Origin of the sequence: Lysobacter yananisis (genome assembly GCF_031199375.1) — a bacterium.
Lineage (GTDB): Bacteria > Pseudomonadota > Gammaproteobacteria > Xanthomonadales > Xanthomonadaceae > Lysobacter > Lysobacter yananisis.
In genome coordinates, this window is the sequence record NZ_CP133568.1 from 915,534 (window position 1) to 929,450 (window position 13,917).

Below are 13,917 nucleotides of genomic sequence, written 5' to 3' on the forward strand. Positions count from 1 at the left end.
CCCAAGACCGTGCATCGCACGGCCGCGCGATGCGCCGCAACCCAATCAAGGAAGGAATTCATGAAGAACCAGATCGCTTCGCTGGCCCTGCTGCTGTCCCTGGGCCTTGCCGGCCCGTCGCATGCCGCCGGCATCGGCGACACCGGAACCGTCGAGGAATCCGACGGCAACATCTCGATCGAAGGCACCAACATCGAGCGCAGCTTCGTCGGCACCGGCGGCCAGTTGCAGATCGTCGGCTCCAACAACCGCATCACCGTGTCCGGCCCGCTGACCTCGGTCACCGTCGACGGCGCCGGCAACACCGTCCAGGTGGACTCGGTCAAGCGCGTGGAGATCACCGGCGCGGGCAGCAAGGTCTACTACAAGTCGGCGCCGACCAAGAACGGCCGCCCGGCCTCGTCGGTGACCGGCATCGGCAGCGGCGTGTCCAAGCGCTGAGCCGCCGCGGCTTCGTCGCCGGCGCATCGGCGCGGGCGACGAAGCCGTCGTTTTATCGCGGCGCGTGCGGCCGCCGCGCGCGGGCGCAGGACCGGCGCCGATTCGCGGGCGGCCGCCCTGATCGGCCTCGGTCGCGACCCGCTCCTGCCGCGCTACTCGCGCTACTCGCGCTTCACGCGCTTCACGCGCGCCGGATCGTCGGCACGGGCGCGATGGCGCGCGGTCGACGGGTAAACACCGCGACGCCAGCGGCCGCGCGACCGGCGCGGCACCCGCGCGGCGGCGCGCCGCGCGCGCAGGCTCACGCCTTGCGTCGTCCGCGCGCGCGCGGCGCGCGCAACCACGGCGGTTGCGGCTCGAACTCGCGCGCCAGCCAGTCCACGAACGCGCGCGTCTTCGCCGGCACCAGCCGTCCCGGCGGCAGCACCACGTGGATCGCGCCGTCGTAGTCCATGCGCCACTGCGGCAGCACCCGCGTCAGCCGTCCCTGCGCGAGTTCGCACCCGACCAGCCACTGCGGCGCGGGCAGGATGCCGGCGCCCTCGATGCACGCGGCCAACAGGCCCTCGCCGTCGTCGGAGACGATCGCCGCGTCGATGCGCTGGACGCTGCGCTGCTTGCCCTTGATCAGCTTCCACTCCGGCCAGAACCGCGCCTTGGGCATGCCCAGGCAGGCGTGGCGCTGGAGTTCGTCCGGCCGCTGCGGATGGCCGGCGCGGGCGAGGTAGGACGGCGCCGCGCACAGCATCGTCTCGAACCCGGCCAGGCGCCGCGCGACCAGCCGGCTGTCGGCGAGCTCGCCGATGCGCACCGCCGCGTCGAAACCGTCGGCGACCAGATCGATGAAACGATCGCTGTGCGACAGCTCCAGCCGCAGCTTCGGATAAGCGGCCAGGAACCGCGGCAGCCACGGCGCGATCCAGCGCTGCGCGAACGCCGCCGGCAACGCCAGCCGCAGCAGGCCCTGCGGCGCTGCCGCGGCTTCGCGCGCCTCGATGTCGGCCGCCGACAGTTCGCCCAGGATCGCCTGCACCCGCTGCAGGTAGGTCGCGCCGACCTCGGTCAAGGCCACGCGCCGGGTGGTGCGCGCGAGCAGGCGCACGCCCAGCCGCGCCTCCAGCGCATCGATGCGCCGCGACACCACCGAGGCGTCGCGGCCGAGCGCGCGCGCCGCCGCGGCGAAGCCGCCGTGTTCGGCGACCGCGGCGAAGGCTTCGATCTGCTGCAGTTCGCTGCCGTTGCGTTCGTGCATGGGATGCATGAGTCAATTGGTTCCGGCGACGATTATCGCCGCGGATCGCACGAATTACAGTGGCCGCGCTGCAGCCTGCTGGCAAGCCCCGCGCAGCGCCCCTCCCCCACTGGAACCGCAGCATGTCCCGACGCGACGCCGTCTTTCCCGCCACCCGCCACGACCTCTATCGCCAGCACCGCTACTCGCCGGCGATCCGCAGCGGCGGCTTCCTGTTCGTCTCCGGCCAGGTCGGCAGTCGCGAGGACGGCTCGCCAGAGCCCGACTTCGCCGCGCAGGTGCGACTGGCCTTCGACAACCTCACCGCGGTGCTCGCCGCCGCCGGCTGCACGTTCGACGATATCGTCGACGTCACCACCTTCCACACCGATCCGCAGCGACAATTCGACACGATCCAGCAGGTGCGCCTGCAGGTCATGGGCGAGCCGCCGTATCCGAACTGGACCGCGATCGGAGTGAACTGGCTGGCCGGGTTCGACTTCGAGATCAAGATAATTGCGCGCCTCCCCGAAGGCGCTGGGTAAACCCCAACCGCCGCGAAGAACCATCCGCCGCGCCTTAACTCCGATACGCCGCACCGGCAACGAGGCGATCCGCATCGCGGCGCGCCGCATCGACGCATGTCCCGTCGAAGCACGCACAATCGATGCGCGCACCATCGAAGCGCGCCGCGCCGACGTCGCCGATCCCAGTCCCGCGCCCGCGCGCATGAGCCGTTCCCATGCCGTTTCCCGAGTGAGAAAACAGCGGCGCGCCGCCAGGCCGCCGCCTCACTCACTGTCAACGGAGACCGACATGACCGACGGATTCTGCGCGCGCCGCGCCGCGCTCGCCCTGGCCACCACCCTGCTCGCCTGCGCCGGCCTCGGCCAGGACGCGGTCGCGGGTGCTTCCACCGTCATCGCGATGGCCAGCCCCCAGGCCAACATCGGCGGCTACTGCTTCAGCGCCGCGGGCGGTTCGACCGCGCCGGGCGCCACCGTGTATCTGTGGACCTGCGGCGGCGACCCCAGCCAGCAATGGGAGACCCAGATGATCGGCGTGTCCTCGCGCCAGGGCGACAACGCCGCGGCGATCGCGCGGCTGGTCAACGTCAAGAGCGGCCTGTGCCTGGACCTGCAATCGGTCTCCACCGCGGCCGGCATCGGCCTGCAGCAGGCGACCTGTAACGGCTCGATCACCCAGCAATGGGTGCTGCTCAACAACGGCGCGCCATACGACCGGCGGGTGATCAAGAGCAACTACAGCAACCTGTGCGTGATCTCGCGCTATGTCGACGCCGCGCCCGGCCACAACGGCAGCGGGCTCAAGCAATACGCCTGCGATTTCACCGAAGTGCCCAACCCGCACCGGGCCTGGCGCATGACCCTGTGATTCCCGCTTCGGCCGGTGCAGCGCGCGCCGGCCGGAGCGGCGCGATGCGCGAGGCGCATCCGCCGCTCAGCGGATCTTGCGCCCCACCCGCGGCCGCCAGACCGCATCGTAGATGTAGGTCGCCTGGCCGACGATGGCCTCGCGCGGCACGCAGCCGATGGTGCGCGCATCGCGGCTGTCGACCGCGTTGTCGCGGTTGTCGCCGAGCACGAAGTAGCAGCCGTGCGGGACCGGATAGGCCGCGGTGTCGTCGCCGGGGGCATCGTCGAACGCGTCGTAGATTTCGTAGCTCGCGCCGTCGGGCAGGCGCTCGCGGAAGCTGTTGCGATAGCCCGGCGAATCGGCTTCGGGCGAACCCGGCGGCGCCACCGGCTCGCGCGCGACCGCGCGGCCGTTGAGATGCAGGCGGCTGGCGATCATCTGCACCCGGTCGCCGGGCACGCCGACGATGCGCGCGGCGTAGTAGCGCTTGCCGTTGGCGCGCGGGGCGACGACGAAGACGACGACGTCGCCCCGCCGCGGCGGCGAACGCAGGTAGGCCAGGCGCGAAACCAGGAAGCTGTCGCTGGCCTCGATGGTCGGCGACATCGACAGGTTCGCCAGCAGGTGCCGCGCCTGGAACGGCGCCAGCGCCAGCGCGAACGCCAGCGCGCCGGCCGCGACCAGGCCGAAAACGCCGTACGCCAGCGGCGCGATCCACGGCGCCGGGCGCGCGCGCTCGGGTTTCGGATTCATGCCTGTCCTTGTGCGAACGCTGCATCCGCCGCAACGGCGTGCGCATCGGGCCCGCTGGCGGGCGCTGGCTTGTGCATCGCGCGGCTCCCGGCCTCGTGCGTGTCGCGATGCAGGATACCCGAGGCCGGTTGCGGCGTTCGGCTGCTACCTCGTGTACTCAGGCCTTGTAGCCGACCCAGCCCTTGAACGTGAGCCCGGCATAGAACAACTCGACGTCGGCGAAACCGGCCTCGCGCAAGATCGCTTCGTCGACGGCCGGCGGCAACACCGGCAGGCGCTGCTTGAACGCCTCGATGCCGCCCAGCGCCTGCGCCGGGGCGACGCCGTTGGCGATCGCGAACGCGGCGTTGCGCGCCAGCCAGCGGTCCATCGCCGGGTCCTGGTTGGGGAAGCTGTGGTGGGCGACGACGAACGGCGCGCCCGGCGCGAGCCGGCGATGGACTTCGGCGACGGTGCGGCGGCGTTCGTCCTCGGCCAGGAAATGCAGGGTCAGCAGGCAGGCCGCCGCGTCGAACGGCCCGGTCGGCGCGGTGTCGACATAGCCTTCGTGCCACGCCACGCGCGCGGCCAGCGGCCCCAGCGCCGCGCGCGCCAGCCGCAGCATTTCCGCCGACGGATCGATGCCGTCGAAGCGCCACTGCGGCTGCGCCTGGGCGAACACCTTCAGCTCCAGCCCGCCGCCGGCGCCGAGCACCATCACCCGCGCCTGGGCCGGCGCGCGCTCGGCCAGCAGCAGCGCGGCCATGCGCTGCAGGTCGCGTAGGCCGGGAACCAGGCGCGCGGTGCGTTCGGCATAGCCGGCCACGGCGGCGGCATCGGAAAACGCGGAATCGGGGGTATTCATGCGCGTGCAGGAGTTTCGGCCCGGGCCGGAAACTACATGTAACCACAAAAGTTACGATAACGCACGCAGGGCGTTCCGGGGGGCTTGAGCCCCGATGCAGCCGACTCAGGGCGATGCGCACCTGCCTCATCCGCCGTTCCCGTGACTGCTGTATTTCGTCCGCCGCGTTCCCCGGGATTGATCCGCGCGCGCGACAACGGGCGCCGCCTCGGCGGCGCCCGTTGCGCTGGCTGCGCTAGCGCGTCGCGCTTACAGCTTGGTGATGCGGATCCAGTTGATGTTCCAGCCGCCCTGCTGGACGAACACGCCGAAGTTGTAGGTGCCGGCGTTGACGTTGACCGTGTGCGACACCGTGGTCCAGTTCTGCCAACCGCCGGTCGCCGGCACGTTCAACTGTCCGAGCACGGTGGCGCCGGCGTTGAGATCCGCCGACAGCGCGCCGCCGCCGGGGCTGGCGACGCGGTACTCGATCCGGTAGCTGCCGCTGCTGGGGAAGTTGACGTTGTTGTAGGCCATCCAATCGCCGGCCTCGATCCAGCCGACGTTGTAGCCGCCTTCCGAGCACGCCTCGACCTGCACGCCGTTCTGCGCGCTGAAGTTCTCCGCTTCCAGCGTCGTGCTCGGGCCCGGGTTGCTGCCGCCGCCGCTGTACACGCGCACGTAGTCCACGTGCATCTTCGCCGGCAGCTTGCTCTCGTCGACGTTGAAGCCGGGCCAGTTGCCGCCGATGGCGAAGTTCAGCAGCAAGAAGAAGTCGCGGTGGAATTCCTCGGTGCCGTTGACGCTGCCCTGGATGCTGGCCTCGTGGAACTTGTTGCCGTCGACGTACCAGCGGATCGCGTTGGCGTCCCACTCGATCGCGTAGACGTGCCAGTCGGCGACGTTGACCGGCGTGTTGCCGCCGTACTGGGCGTAGTTGCCGTTGTGGTCGCGCCAGTGGATCGTCCCGTAGGTGCGGTCTTCGTTGTTGACGTGCTCCATGATGTCGATCTCACCCGAATCGGGCCAGCCGACCTGCGGCAGGTTCGAGCCCAGCGCCCAGAACGCCGGCCACGCGCCCATGAACGACGGCAGCCGCATGCGCGCTTCGATCTTGCCGTAGCGGAAGTTGCGGATGCCCTGGGTCTTCATCCGCGACGAGGTGTAGCGGAAGCCGCCGAAGTCCTCGCGCTTGGCGGTGATCACCAGCGCGTTGTTCTCGATGCCGGCGTTCTCGCGCCGATAGTATTCGAGTTCGTTGTTGCCCCAGCCGCCCGATCCGTTGCCGGTCTCGAACACCCAGTCCGGCCCGATCGAACCGTTGAACTCGTCGCTCCAGACCAATTGCCAGTTCTGCGCCCAGGCGCCGCCGGCGAACAGGGACGCGACCAGGAATGCGGCGACCCGCATCAGCTGTTTCATGGCTCTTCTCCTTGCGGGGTGGAGGACACCCCACACAGGCGGGACACGACGCAGCCGCGCGCCGCAACGCTGTGCGGCGCACGAACACACCGGAAGGATTCGCGATGGCGGTTCCCGCCTTCCTCCGGCGACGCTGTCCCGGGCGCGCTGGAGGCGCTCCGATCCTAGGCGAGCGCAAGGCCGCGCGCGCGCGCCGGGCCGCCACTTCGGCGCTTTTCGCGCCGATGCGTGACGCGCGCACGCTCGCGGCGTGAAGGCGATTGGGCTGGGCACCCGGCGATGTTGCTGGGCAATATCGCCGTGCGCGCCAGCCGCGGACGCGGGCGTTGAAACAAACGCGCGCCAGCGCACGGCCGGCGCGGATACAGTATTCGCCGCGGCCGGCCGGCGCCCACCGCGCAACGACGGCGATCCGACGCAAGGCGCGACGGCGCGCGCCGAGCGCGATCCCGCGCTCGCACACCGCAAACGACCAGGGCGCCTCGCGGCGCCCTGGTTGCTGCGATCGGCGAGGCAGCCAGCGCGGCCGCGTCGCCGGAGATGCGCGCCGGATTTACTTGGCGCGCACGATCTCGAAGCCGCTCACATCGACGCCGAGATTGAAGCCGCGGCCGGTGCCGCTCACCGCCAGCGACACCTGGCCCTTGGTCATGACCAGGCCTTCCGCGCTCTTGACCACGCCCGCGTTGGCGCCGGCGGTGACGTAGGTGCCGTAGATCTCGCTGATGCTGTTGAGCTTGGTGAACTCGCCCTTGCCGTTCTCGATGCTGTACTTGCCCGCGGTCAGGCCGGCGCCGCGGACGTGGATCTTGACCTTGGCGGTCTCGCCGTTGTCGCAGGTGACGCGGCCGCTGCCGTTGATGTGCTTGTAGATGACCGCCCAGCCCGAAGTGTCGAAGGTCATGTGGCACTTGGTCTCGGCGCCAGCGGCGCGGGCCGGTTGGGCGGCGAAAGCGCCGGCCAACGCGAACGCCAGAGCTGCGATGCCTGCAATGCGCATGGTCATGCCGTTTCTCCTTGAATGAACCGGTCGAAGCCGTAGTGGGCGCCCGCCGTAGGGCGCGTTCGAATGCGTACCGCTACAAACTGGAGCGGCCGGCGTTAGCGCGGCGCGAAAAAGCCCCGGCGAGGCTGAATCGTTCGCAGATGCGGCGACGGCCGGGCGCGGCGCCGCCTGCTGAGCGCGAGCACAACGCATGGCGGATCGCGTCGGTTTCGACGCTGCGCGCGAAGCGGGCGCGTCATGCGTGCGCATCCGCGTTGCCGCACCGCGACGAAGCCGCGCCTCGTACGCGAGCAACCGTCACGGCGCGAACACGTCGCCGAGCGCGGCCCGCCTTCGCGCCCTCACCCACCCTCACCTTGTGATGCGCTTTCGAGCGCCCGCACAGACGCCGACTAGGATCGTTCCGCAGCACCCGCGGGCACCGCCCCGTTTCGTCTCCCGCAACCGCTTCGCTGGAGCAACGTCCATGCGCCGATTCGCCTCGCATCCGTTCCTGCAAACCGCGCTGCTGGCCGCGCTAGCCATCCCCGCCGCGCAGGCCGCGCCGACCGCGCTGGGCGGTCTCGGCGGCGGCGCCTGCACCGCCGCCAGCGTCAACGACAGCGGCGCGGCCGCCGGCCAATGCCGCAACGCCGCCGGCGATTTCCTGCCGACCTATTGGGCCGCCGGCAGCGTCGTGGCGTTGCCGCTGCGCGGACTGCAACTCGACGGCGTCTGCGAAGCGCTGGGCATCGCCCGCGACGGGCAGATCGCCGGCAATTGCGAACTCGGCGACGCCGGCGAACGGCGGCCGGTGGCGTGGCGCACGCCGTCGCTGCCGGCGGCCGCGCCGCAACTGTTGAACGGCCGCATCGGCGACGACCGCGCGATGGCGACGGCGATCAACCCGGCCGGCGCCGTCGTCGGCGTCAGCACCAGTCCCGGCGGCCGCGACTTCCCGGTGATCTGGAAAAGCGACCGCACCGCCGCCACCGCGTTGCCGGTGCCCGGAATGCTGCCGCCGCTGCTGTCGCCGGTGACCCAATGCCGGGTCATGGCGCTGGACCCGGCGCCCGCGCCGGTCGCGGTCGGCAGTTGCGATCTGCGCCAGGGCGGTACGGTCGCGGTGCGCTGGACGCCGAACGCGCTGGGCGGATACGGCGTCGCGATGCTGCCCGGCATCGCCAGCGGCGGCGGCTGCATCGCCGTCGCGGTGGCCGCGTCCGGCCACATCGCCGGTACCTGCGAGGATGCGGCCGGCGACATGGCCGCGGTGCGCTGGCTGCCGACGCTGGCCGCGCCGGCGCTGCTGCGCGGCCTGCCGCGCGAAGCCGCGCAGGGCCAGCAGGTGTTCGCCGCCGACATCAACGCCGCCGGCTTGGTCGCCGGCAACTACATCGCCAGCGACGGCCGCGCGCGCAGCTTCGTCTGGGCGCCGGCCGATGCGCCGGCGCACGAGGACGGCCTCGACCTCGGCCTGCTCGGCGGCAGCCAGGCCTACGCGCGCCAGATCGCCGACGACGGCCGCATCCTCGGCATGACCGAGACCGCGCAGGGCGCGCAGATCGCGTTCTCGTGGACGCCGGAGGACGACATGCGCGATCTCGGCACGCTCGGCGGCCACACCAACCTGCCCGCGGCGATGAGCCCGAACGGCGCCTGGATCGTCGGCGTGTCCACGACCGCTTCCGGTTATCGGCAGGCGTATCGCATCGGCCCGGCCGAAGCGGGCATGTCCCGGCGCGGCGCGAGGGCGCACGCCGCGAACACGGCGCGCGCGGACGCCGACGCGGCCGAAGGCGGCTATCCCGGGCTGCAGTTGCCCAATCCGATGCCGGCCTGCCACGACAAGCACAGTCGCTGCGGCGCCTGGGTCGCGAACGGCTTTTGCGTGTCGACGTTCTACTCGCGCGCGCAGAAGGCCGCGTACTGCGCGAGTTCGTGCAACCTGCCGTGCTGAACGCCGGCGGCTCTCGCCGCCGCGCTCAACGCATACGCTCGATGTCGCGAGGCCTGGCAGCGCGGTCGCGACAACGCCGGCACGCCGCAACCGCCGTTGTCCCGCGCCGTGTCCCGCGCGGGCGCCGCGATTCAACCGTCCTTCGACAACAGCCGCGCCCGCCTGCGCGCGCGCTGGCGCTGCAGGCTCGCGCGCTGGCGCTCGACGAACCCGATCATCTGCCGCGAACGTTCGGACCCGAACGCGCCGCGCTGCGCCAGCGCCAGCCACACCCCGCGTTCCAGCCAGCGCAGGTTGCGGTGATGGTGCAGATACCATTTGCCGAAGCGTTCGCTCGGCAGCTGCGCCCAGAAGCGCCGGCCGGACATCACCGTCAACACCGCCTCGACGAAGCGGCGGGTGTTGTCCTCTTCGGCCGGGCGCAGTTGGATCAGGGTGCGGGCGACCTCGACGAACTGAGCCCACTCGTGTTCGCTCAAGCGCACGAATCCGGCCTCATCGTCGGCCGGCGCGCGCGCCGCGGCCCGCGCTTCGCCCGGCTTTTCGAGCGGGCCATGCATTGGGATCGGAGAATGCATTTCGATCGATCTCTTCGCCGCGCGCACGCGCCGCGCCGTCGAGAACCCGCGCACCACGACCGATGCGCGGGCCGTCGCCGGCGCGCCGCGAACGCCTTGCCTTCATCGCGGCGCCGGGCTTACGGCCGGCGCCGCGGAAGGCGCCTTACCAGGCGACCTGGCGCTGTTCGAGCAAGACCGGGGCCACGTCCTTGACGCCCGCGCGACCCAGGATCCGCTCGCGCGCCGCCATCGCCTGATCCACCGAGCCGAAGCCGATGGTCGCCTTGCCGCCGATGTCGGAGGAGTACAGCAGCGTGCCGCCGCTGTCCTTGACCAGGGCATCGACCACGCCGATGTGGGTGATGTAGACGTCGAGCTCGGGCTTGACGATCACCGTGCCGCCCGAAGCGGACACCGCGACGGCGAGATTCTCGCCGCCGCCCGCGGGCGCCGCGGCGACCAGCCCGCCTGGGTTGCTGGTCGACTGCGCCTGCGCGCGCGCGGCCGTGGCTTTCGCCGGCAGGTCCACGGTGTAGCCGGCGGTGGGCAGGCCGATGCCCGCGCTAGCGGCGCTGGGGTCGGCCGGGCGCACCACCGCCGAAGGCGCCAGGCGGAACTCGGTCGAGCCGACCGTGAACGCCGGGCCGGTCGCCGCCTGGGTCAGTTCGGCCGGCGAGGCGGCGTTCTGGGCCAGGGCCGGTGCGAACGCGACGGCCAGCAGCGCGCCGTACAAGGTTTGGGTTTGGATTTTCATGTTCAGCGCCCCAGGACTCGGATCTTGAACGAAGACAGGTTGGCGTTGGCGGCGGCACCCGCCGCCAACGCGGTGTCGGCGACTTCCAGCGTCCAGTCGCCGTTGCCGGGTTCGTCGAGGAAGGCGTTGACCGACGCCAGCGACGCGCTCAGGGTGCCGCCGTCGTTGACCGGCAGCGATCCCGGCGGCAGCACGATCGCGCGCGTTCCGCTCGGCGAGATCAAGGTGATCCGCACGGTCGTGGCGACATACGGATACGCGTTGCGGGCCGGCGCGCTGGTGTCGAAGCCGATCTGCACGCCTTCGATGCGCGCGGCGCCGCCGGCGATGCGGATGGTCGCGCGCGCCGGCGCCGCGGTGTTGCCGATCGGCTGCGCCTGGGCCAGCGCCGCGCGCTGCCAGCCGCTGTCGAGCAACGTCCCGAGCGATTTGAAGCCGGTGGCGCGGGTCACCGCCATCGTCGCGTCGGCCAGGCCGAAGCCGTACCAGGCGCTGAAGGGACGTCCAGCGGCGTTGACCGTCCAGCCCGCCGCGAGCACGTTGCCGGCGGCGTCGACGACCGGCGCCTGTTGCGGATCGATCTGGCGCGCGGTGGTGGCGAGGATGTACTTGACGTCGCGGAAGCTCAGCTTGGGATTGGCCTGCAGCATCAACGCGACCACGCCGCTGACGGTCGGCGACGCGGCCGAGGTGCCGTTCATGGTCGCGGCGTAGTTGCAGGTGTTGTCGATCGCCGACTGGTCGGACTCCAGGCGGTTGACGTTGTCGTGCGACCACGTCGTCGCCGGCCGGACCTGATTGGTGTTGTAGCCCAGGGCGCAGCCGGACAGGTCGGTGGTCATGATCGCAGGGTCGAAGTTCACCGCCGACAACCGCGCCAGCGCCGCCTGGTCCTCCGGCGTGGTCTGCTGGGCAGCCAGGGTCGCGCGTTCCCAGCCGTACTCGCCGCCCAGGCCCGAGACCCAGATCGACGCGCCGGGCGTGGAGTAGCTGGAGCGCCTGCCGGCGGCATTGACCGCGGCCACGGTGATGACGTTGAAGAAGTTGGATTCCCTGGCGAAGATCGACTGGCTGCAGCCGACCGCCGGGCGGTTCGCGGCGCACAGGTTTTCGCCGTTGCGGAACGACGACCCGCCCACGTAGCTGAAGCTGTTGCCCGCCGCCTTGACGTACACCACGCCGCGTCCGCCGCGGGTGGCCGACATCGGGTTCTCCCAGGCCGCCAGCTCGTTCTCGGAGATCGTCGGCAGGAAGATCGGAAAGCCCGGCCCCCAGCTGTTGTTGGACACGTCCTGGTCCTTGGCCAGCGCGCCATCCCACCACGCATAGCGGACCTGGTCGTTGGAACCGCCGGCATCGAGGAAGTTGAAGCTCTTAAGCCGCGCGCTCGGCGCCACGCCGCGCACGCCGATGCCGTTCCAGCCGACCGCGCCGATGATGCCGCCGACGGCCATGCCATGCGCTTGTCCGTTGGTCGGGGTGGTGTCGTGGGTCTGGTTGATGAAGTTCCACGACCCGTTGGGGACCATGTTCGCGGCGATGTCGGGGTGGGCGATCTCGATGCCGCGATCCAGCACGCCGACGATCACGCCCTTGCCGCGGATGTTGTAGTCGTGCAGGTCGTCGATGCCGATGTCGATGCCCGAGACCGGCCGGGTATCGCCGATCACCGCCTGGCCGTAGTTCATCAGGTGCCACTGATACCGATACAGCGGGTCGCCCTGCTGCGCCTGCGCCGCGCCGGCCGACAGCGCGGCCAGGGTGGCCACGCACAGCGCCGTCTGCTTCTTCCAATCTTGTCGCATACCGCCAACTCCTCGGGTTGTTCCGGACATGCCGCGCCCGTCGCGGCCGGAGCGTCGCTCCGGCCGTCGTCGGCGGCACGCAGATGGGATGGGGGACTTACTGGTAGATCATGGTGAAGGTGACGCTGCTGTTCGCCGAGCCGGCGGTCGCCGCGCCGGTCGCGAAATACTGCGCGTAATAGCGCAGCGCGGCGCCGCCGGTATCGACCGCGACCTGCTGGCTGTTCTGCAGCGCCAGCGGATTGCCGAGCAGCACCTGCGAGTAATCGGCGTTGAGCACCTGCAGCTCGACGTTGCCGGCGGTGCCGGCGCCGCCCTGCAGGGTCAGGTTGTTGTTGCTGGTGTTGATGGTCGGACCCGGCTCGAAGAAGGTCTGGATCTGGGTGGTGCTGGCATCGCAGTCGGCGACGCGGATGATGAAGGGCGTGCGGCCGGCGACTTCGCCGGCGGCCGACAGCGCCGACACCGCGACCGCGGGCAGCTTGACCCGGATGTCGGCCGGCGACGGCCCGTTGGTGAGCACGCAGGTCGGCGCGATCACCGAGCCTTCGAAGTGGACGGTGCCGTCGGCGGCGAAACACGCGCCGGGCACGGCCAGGGCGAGGGCGAACGCGATTGCGGAAGCACGCTTCATTGCTGATCTCCAGGGGATTGGGTCCGCGCCGCGGCCGCGCATCGCGGCGCGCGTCGGCGTTGGTCGGGACGGTGCCGCGTGCGCGGCCCGGACCACTCGCGCCGGCGAAGCGCGCGTCGTCCTCATTAGAAACGCGCCGGCTCCGCTCGCTCCCCACCATCGGGATGCAAATGTATTCCGGGTAACATTTCGCGCCGCGCTGCGCGGCGGCGCGTGGATGCGCCGGCTTGCGCGGCGGCGCGTGGATGCGCCGGCTTGCGCGGCGGTACATGAACGCGCCGGCCCGCGCGTCAGCGCGCGCGGTCGCCGCGTCGGTGCGCGCGCGCGGCGGCGTCGGTCTTCGGCGCCGCGGTCTGCCGGCGCCGTCCGCTCGCGCGCCGATGCTCGTCCACGCGCCGGCGCAGCGCCCGGGCCAGCTCCGGCTCGGCCTGCAACGCATCGATCACGCCGTCCCACACGCCGTCCTCGCACCAGCGCAGGAAACGCATGTACACCGTGCGCCAGCTGCCCGCGTTCGGCTCCAGTTCGCGCCAGCGCAGGTCGCCGGCGGCGACCTGCAGCACGTCCTCGACGAAGCGCCGATAGCGAGGGGCGTTGCGTTGCGCGCGCCGGGTCAACGTCGGCGGCAGGCGCGCGGCGATGGCCCGCCACTGCGCGTCGTCGAGCCGGGTCCGCGTCTGTGCCGAGCGCGGATGCGGATGATCGTCGCCGCTCGCGCGCGAACGCGCCGCCGCCAACATCCGACCTCCCGCCGATTCGTCCGCGAATGCGCGCGGCGCGGCCGCGCCGGTCCGCACCGCCCTCGCTGCGATGAGCGCTTTCGGATTCACTGCTTCTCCTTGCGGCCGCGCCGCACGGATCGTGCGGCCGGCGCAACGCGATGAACTGGCGCCGCCGACCGGGCCGCGCGTACCAGCGACGTAGGTCACAGAAAATGCGACCCGTCTAATATCCAGAACGTTTTTTCTCCGCGACACCCCACTCGATACAAGGCGTTTTTGCGAAACAGAAACTGAACGCCTTGGCGATTCGCAGCGCTCCCGCGCACGCTGCGCGGACCGCGATGACGTCGGCCGCGCACGCGTCGCCGCGCGATGGACCCAACGCGCATCGGTTCGTTTCGGATGCAACCGCCTGCGCGCGCAGGCGCGAGCCGCGCGGCCCGGCTGTTC

General features: G+C 71.2%; 14 protein-coding genes. 4 read left to right on the forward strand and 10 right to left on the reverse strand.

The genetic code is table 11. The annotated features are described in order from the left end of the window. The first annotated feature begins 60 nt into the window (after positions 1 to 60). Positions 61 to 441 (forward strand): DUF3060 domain-containing protein, encoded by a 381-nt coding sequence (locus RDV84_RS03915; protein ID WP_078997652.1) that lies wholly within the window; start codon positions 61 to 63, stop codon positions 439 to 441. 301 nt (positions 442 to 742) lie between these two features. Here the strand turns inward: RDV84_RS03915 and RDV84_RS03920 are convergent, their stop codons facing one another. Next, entirely contained in the window at positions 743 to 1,702 is a 960-nt protein-coding gene (locus tag RDV84_RS03920; RefSeq protein WP_309152534.1) for a LysR family transcriptional regulator, read from the reverse strand. Between the two features lie 113 nt (positions 1,703 to 1,815). Here RDV84_RS03920 and RDV84_RS03925 point away from each other — a divergent pair, with 113 nt between their 5' ends. Together RDV84_RS03925 and RDV84_RS03930 are read left to right on the forward strand one after the other, a co-directional pair. Next, positions 1,816 to 2,217: a RidA family protein gene (locus tag RDV84_RS03925; protein ID WP_309152535.1), complete on the forward strand. Its 402-nt coding sequence runs from the start codon at positions 1,816 to 1,818 to the stop codon at positions 2,215 to 2,217. A 271-nt stretch (positions 2,218 to 2,488) separates the two neighbouring features. Continuing rightward, a complete protein-coding gene (locus RDV84_RS03930) occupies positions 2,489 to 3,067 on the forward strand; it encodes an RICIN domain-containing protein (protein WP_158229869.1) in 579 nt (192 codons plus the stop codon). Positions 3,068 to 3,133: 66 nt separating this feature from the next. On the opposite strand, the gene lepB is transcribed toward RDV84_RS03930, so the two are convergent. From lepB to RDV84_RS03950, 4 genes are all read right to left on the reverse strand, one after another. Further along, positions 3,134 to 3,802 (reverse strand): signal peptidase I, encoded by a 669-nt coding sequence (lepB, locus tag RDV84_RS03935; protein ID WP_309152536.1) that lies wholly within the window; start codon positions 3,800 to 3,802, stop codon positions 3,134 to 3,136. A 157-nt stretch (positions 3,803 to 3,959) separates the two neighbouring features. After that, positions 3,960 to 4,646: a class I SAM-dependent methyltransferase gene (locus tag RDV84_RS03940; protein WP_309152537.1), complete on the reverse strand. Its 687-nt coding sequence runs from the start codon at positions 4,644 to 4,646 to the stop codon at positions 3,960 to 3,962. Positions 4,647 to 4,895: 249 nt separating this feature from the next. Further along, positions 4,896 to 6,047: a carbohydrate-binding protein gene (locus RDV84_RS03945; protein ID WP_309152538.1), complete on the reverse strand. Its 1,152-nt coding sequence runs from the start codon at positions 6,045 to 6,047 to the stop codon at positions 4,896 to 4,898. A gap of 553 nt (positions 6,048 to 6,600) precedes the next feature. Then, entirely contained in the window at positions 6,601 to 7,053 is a 453-nt protein-coding gene (locus RDV84_RS03950) for a hypothetical protein (RefSeq protein ID WP_309152539.1), read from the reverse strand. A 466-nt stretch (positions 7,054 to 7,519) separates the two neighbouring features. Between RDV84_RS03950 and RDV84_RS03955 the strand changes: the two genes are divergently transcribed. After that, positions 7,520 to 8,992 (forward strand): hypothetical protein, encoded by a 1,473-nt coding sequence (locus RDV84_RS03955; RefSeq protein WP_309152540.1) that lies wholly within the window; start codon positions 7,520 to 7,522, stop codon positions 8,990 to 8,992. Between the two features lie 131 nt (positions 8,993 to 9,123). On the opposite strand, the gene RDV84_RS03960 is transcribed toward RDV84_RS03955, so the two are convergent. The 5 genes from RDV84_RS03960 to RDV84_RS03980 all read right to left on the reverse strand — a co-directional run bounded on the left by RDV84_RS03960 (position 9,124) and on the right by RDV84_RS03980 (position 13,722). Continuing rightward, positions 9,124 to 9,471 (reverse strand): transposase, encoded by a 348-nt coding sequence (locus RDV84_RS03960; RefSeq protein ID WP_309152541.1) that lies wholly within the window; start codon positions 9,469 to 9,471, stop codon positions 9,124 to 9,126. 244 nt (positions 9,472 to 9,715) lie between these two features. Further along, entirely contained in the window at positions 9,716 to 10,306 is a 591-nt protein-coding gene (locus RDV84_RS03965) for a hypothetical protein (RefSeq protein ID WP_309152542.1), read from the reverse strand. 2 nt (positions 10,307 to 10,308) lie between these two features. After that, complete coding sequence (locus RDV84_RS03970; protein WP_309152543.1) at positions 10,309 to 12,111, reverse strand: S8 family serine peptidase; 1,803 nt, start codon at positions 12,109 to 12,111, stop codon at positions 10,309 to 10,311. A 97-nt stretch (positions 12,112 to 12,208) separates the two neighbouring features. Further along, positions 12,209 to 12,745, reverse strand: a complete 537-nt coding sequence (locus RDV84_RS03975) for a fimbrial protein (RefSeq protein WP_057946068.1) — start codon at positions 12,743 to 12,745, stop codon at positions 12,209 to 12,211. Positions 12,746 to 13,035: 290 nt separating this feature from the next. Then, complete coding sequence (locus RDV84_RS03980; RefSeq protein WP_309152544.1) at positions 13,036 to 13,722, reverse strand: transposase; 687 nt, start codon at positions 13,720 to 13,722, stop codon at positions 13,036 to 13,038. Between the last annotated feature and the right edge of the window lie 195 nt (positions 13,723 to 13,917).

Excerpts from the sequence above, each read along its gene's own strand:
- RDV84_RS03915 (WP_078997652.1), top strand. The coding sequence starts at position 61 with ATGAAGAACCAGATCGCTTCGCTGGCCCTGCTGCTGTCCCTGGGCCTT.
- RDV84_RS03920 (WP_309152534.1), bottom strand. The coding sequence starts at position 1,702 with ATGCATCCCATGCACGAACGCAACGGCAGCGAACTGCAGCAGATCGAA.
- RDV84_RS03925 (WP_309152535.1), top strand. The coding sequence starts at position 1,816 with ATGTCCCGACGCGACGCCGTCTTTCCCGCCACCCGCCACGACCTCTAT.
- RDV84_RS03930 (WP_158229869.1), top strand. The coding sequence starts at position 2,489 with ATGACCGACGGATTCTGCGCGCGCCGCGCCGCGCTCGCCCTGGCCACC.
- lepB (WP_309152536.1), bottom strand. The coding sequence starts at position 3,802 with ATGAATCCGAAACCCGAGCGCGCGCGCCCGGCGCCGTGGATCGCGCCG.
- RDV84_RS03940 (WP_309152537.1), bottom strand. The coding sequence starts at position 4,646 with ATGAATACCCCCGATTCCGCGTTTTCCGATGCCGCCGCCGTGGCCGGC.
- RDV84_RS03945 (WP_309152538.1), bottom strand. The coding sequence starts at position 6,047 with ATGAAACAGCTGATGCGGGTCGCCGCATTCCTGGTCGCGTCCCTGTTC.
- RDV84_RS03950 (WP_309152539.1), bottom strand. The coding sequence starts at position 7,053 with ATGACCATGCGCATTGCAGGCATCGCAGCTCTGGCGTTCGCGTTGGCC.
- RDV84_RS03955 (WP_309152540.1), top strand. The coding sequence starts at position 7,520 with ATGCGCCGATTCGCCTCGCATCCGTTCCTGCAAACCGCGCTGCTGGCC.
- RDV84_RS03965 (WP_309152542.1), bottom strand. The coding sequence starts at position 10,306 with ATGAAAATCCAAACCCAAACCTTGTACGGCGCGCTGCTGGCCGTCGCG.
- RDV84_RS03970 (WP_309152543.1), bottom strand. The coding sequence starts at position 12,111 with ATGCGACAAGATTGGAAGAAGCAGACGGCGCTGTGCGTGGCCACCCTG.
- RDV84_RS03975 (WP_057946068.1), bottom strand. The coding sequence starts at position 12,745 with ATGAAGCGTGCTTCCGCAATCGCGTTCGCCCTCGCCCTGGCCGTGCCC.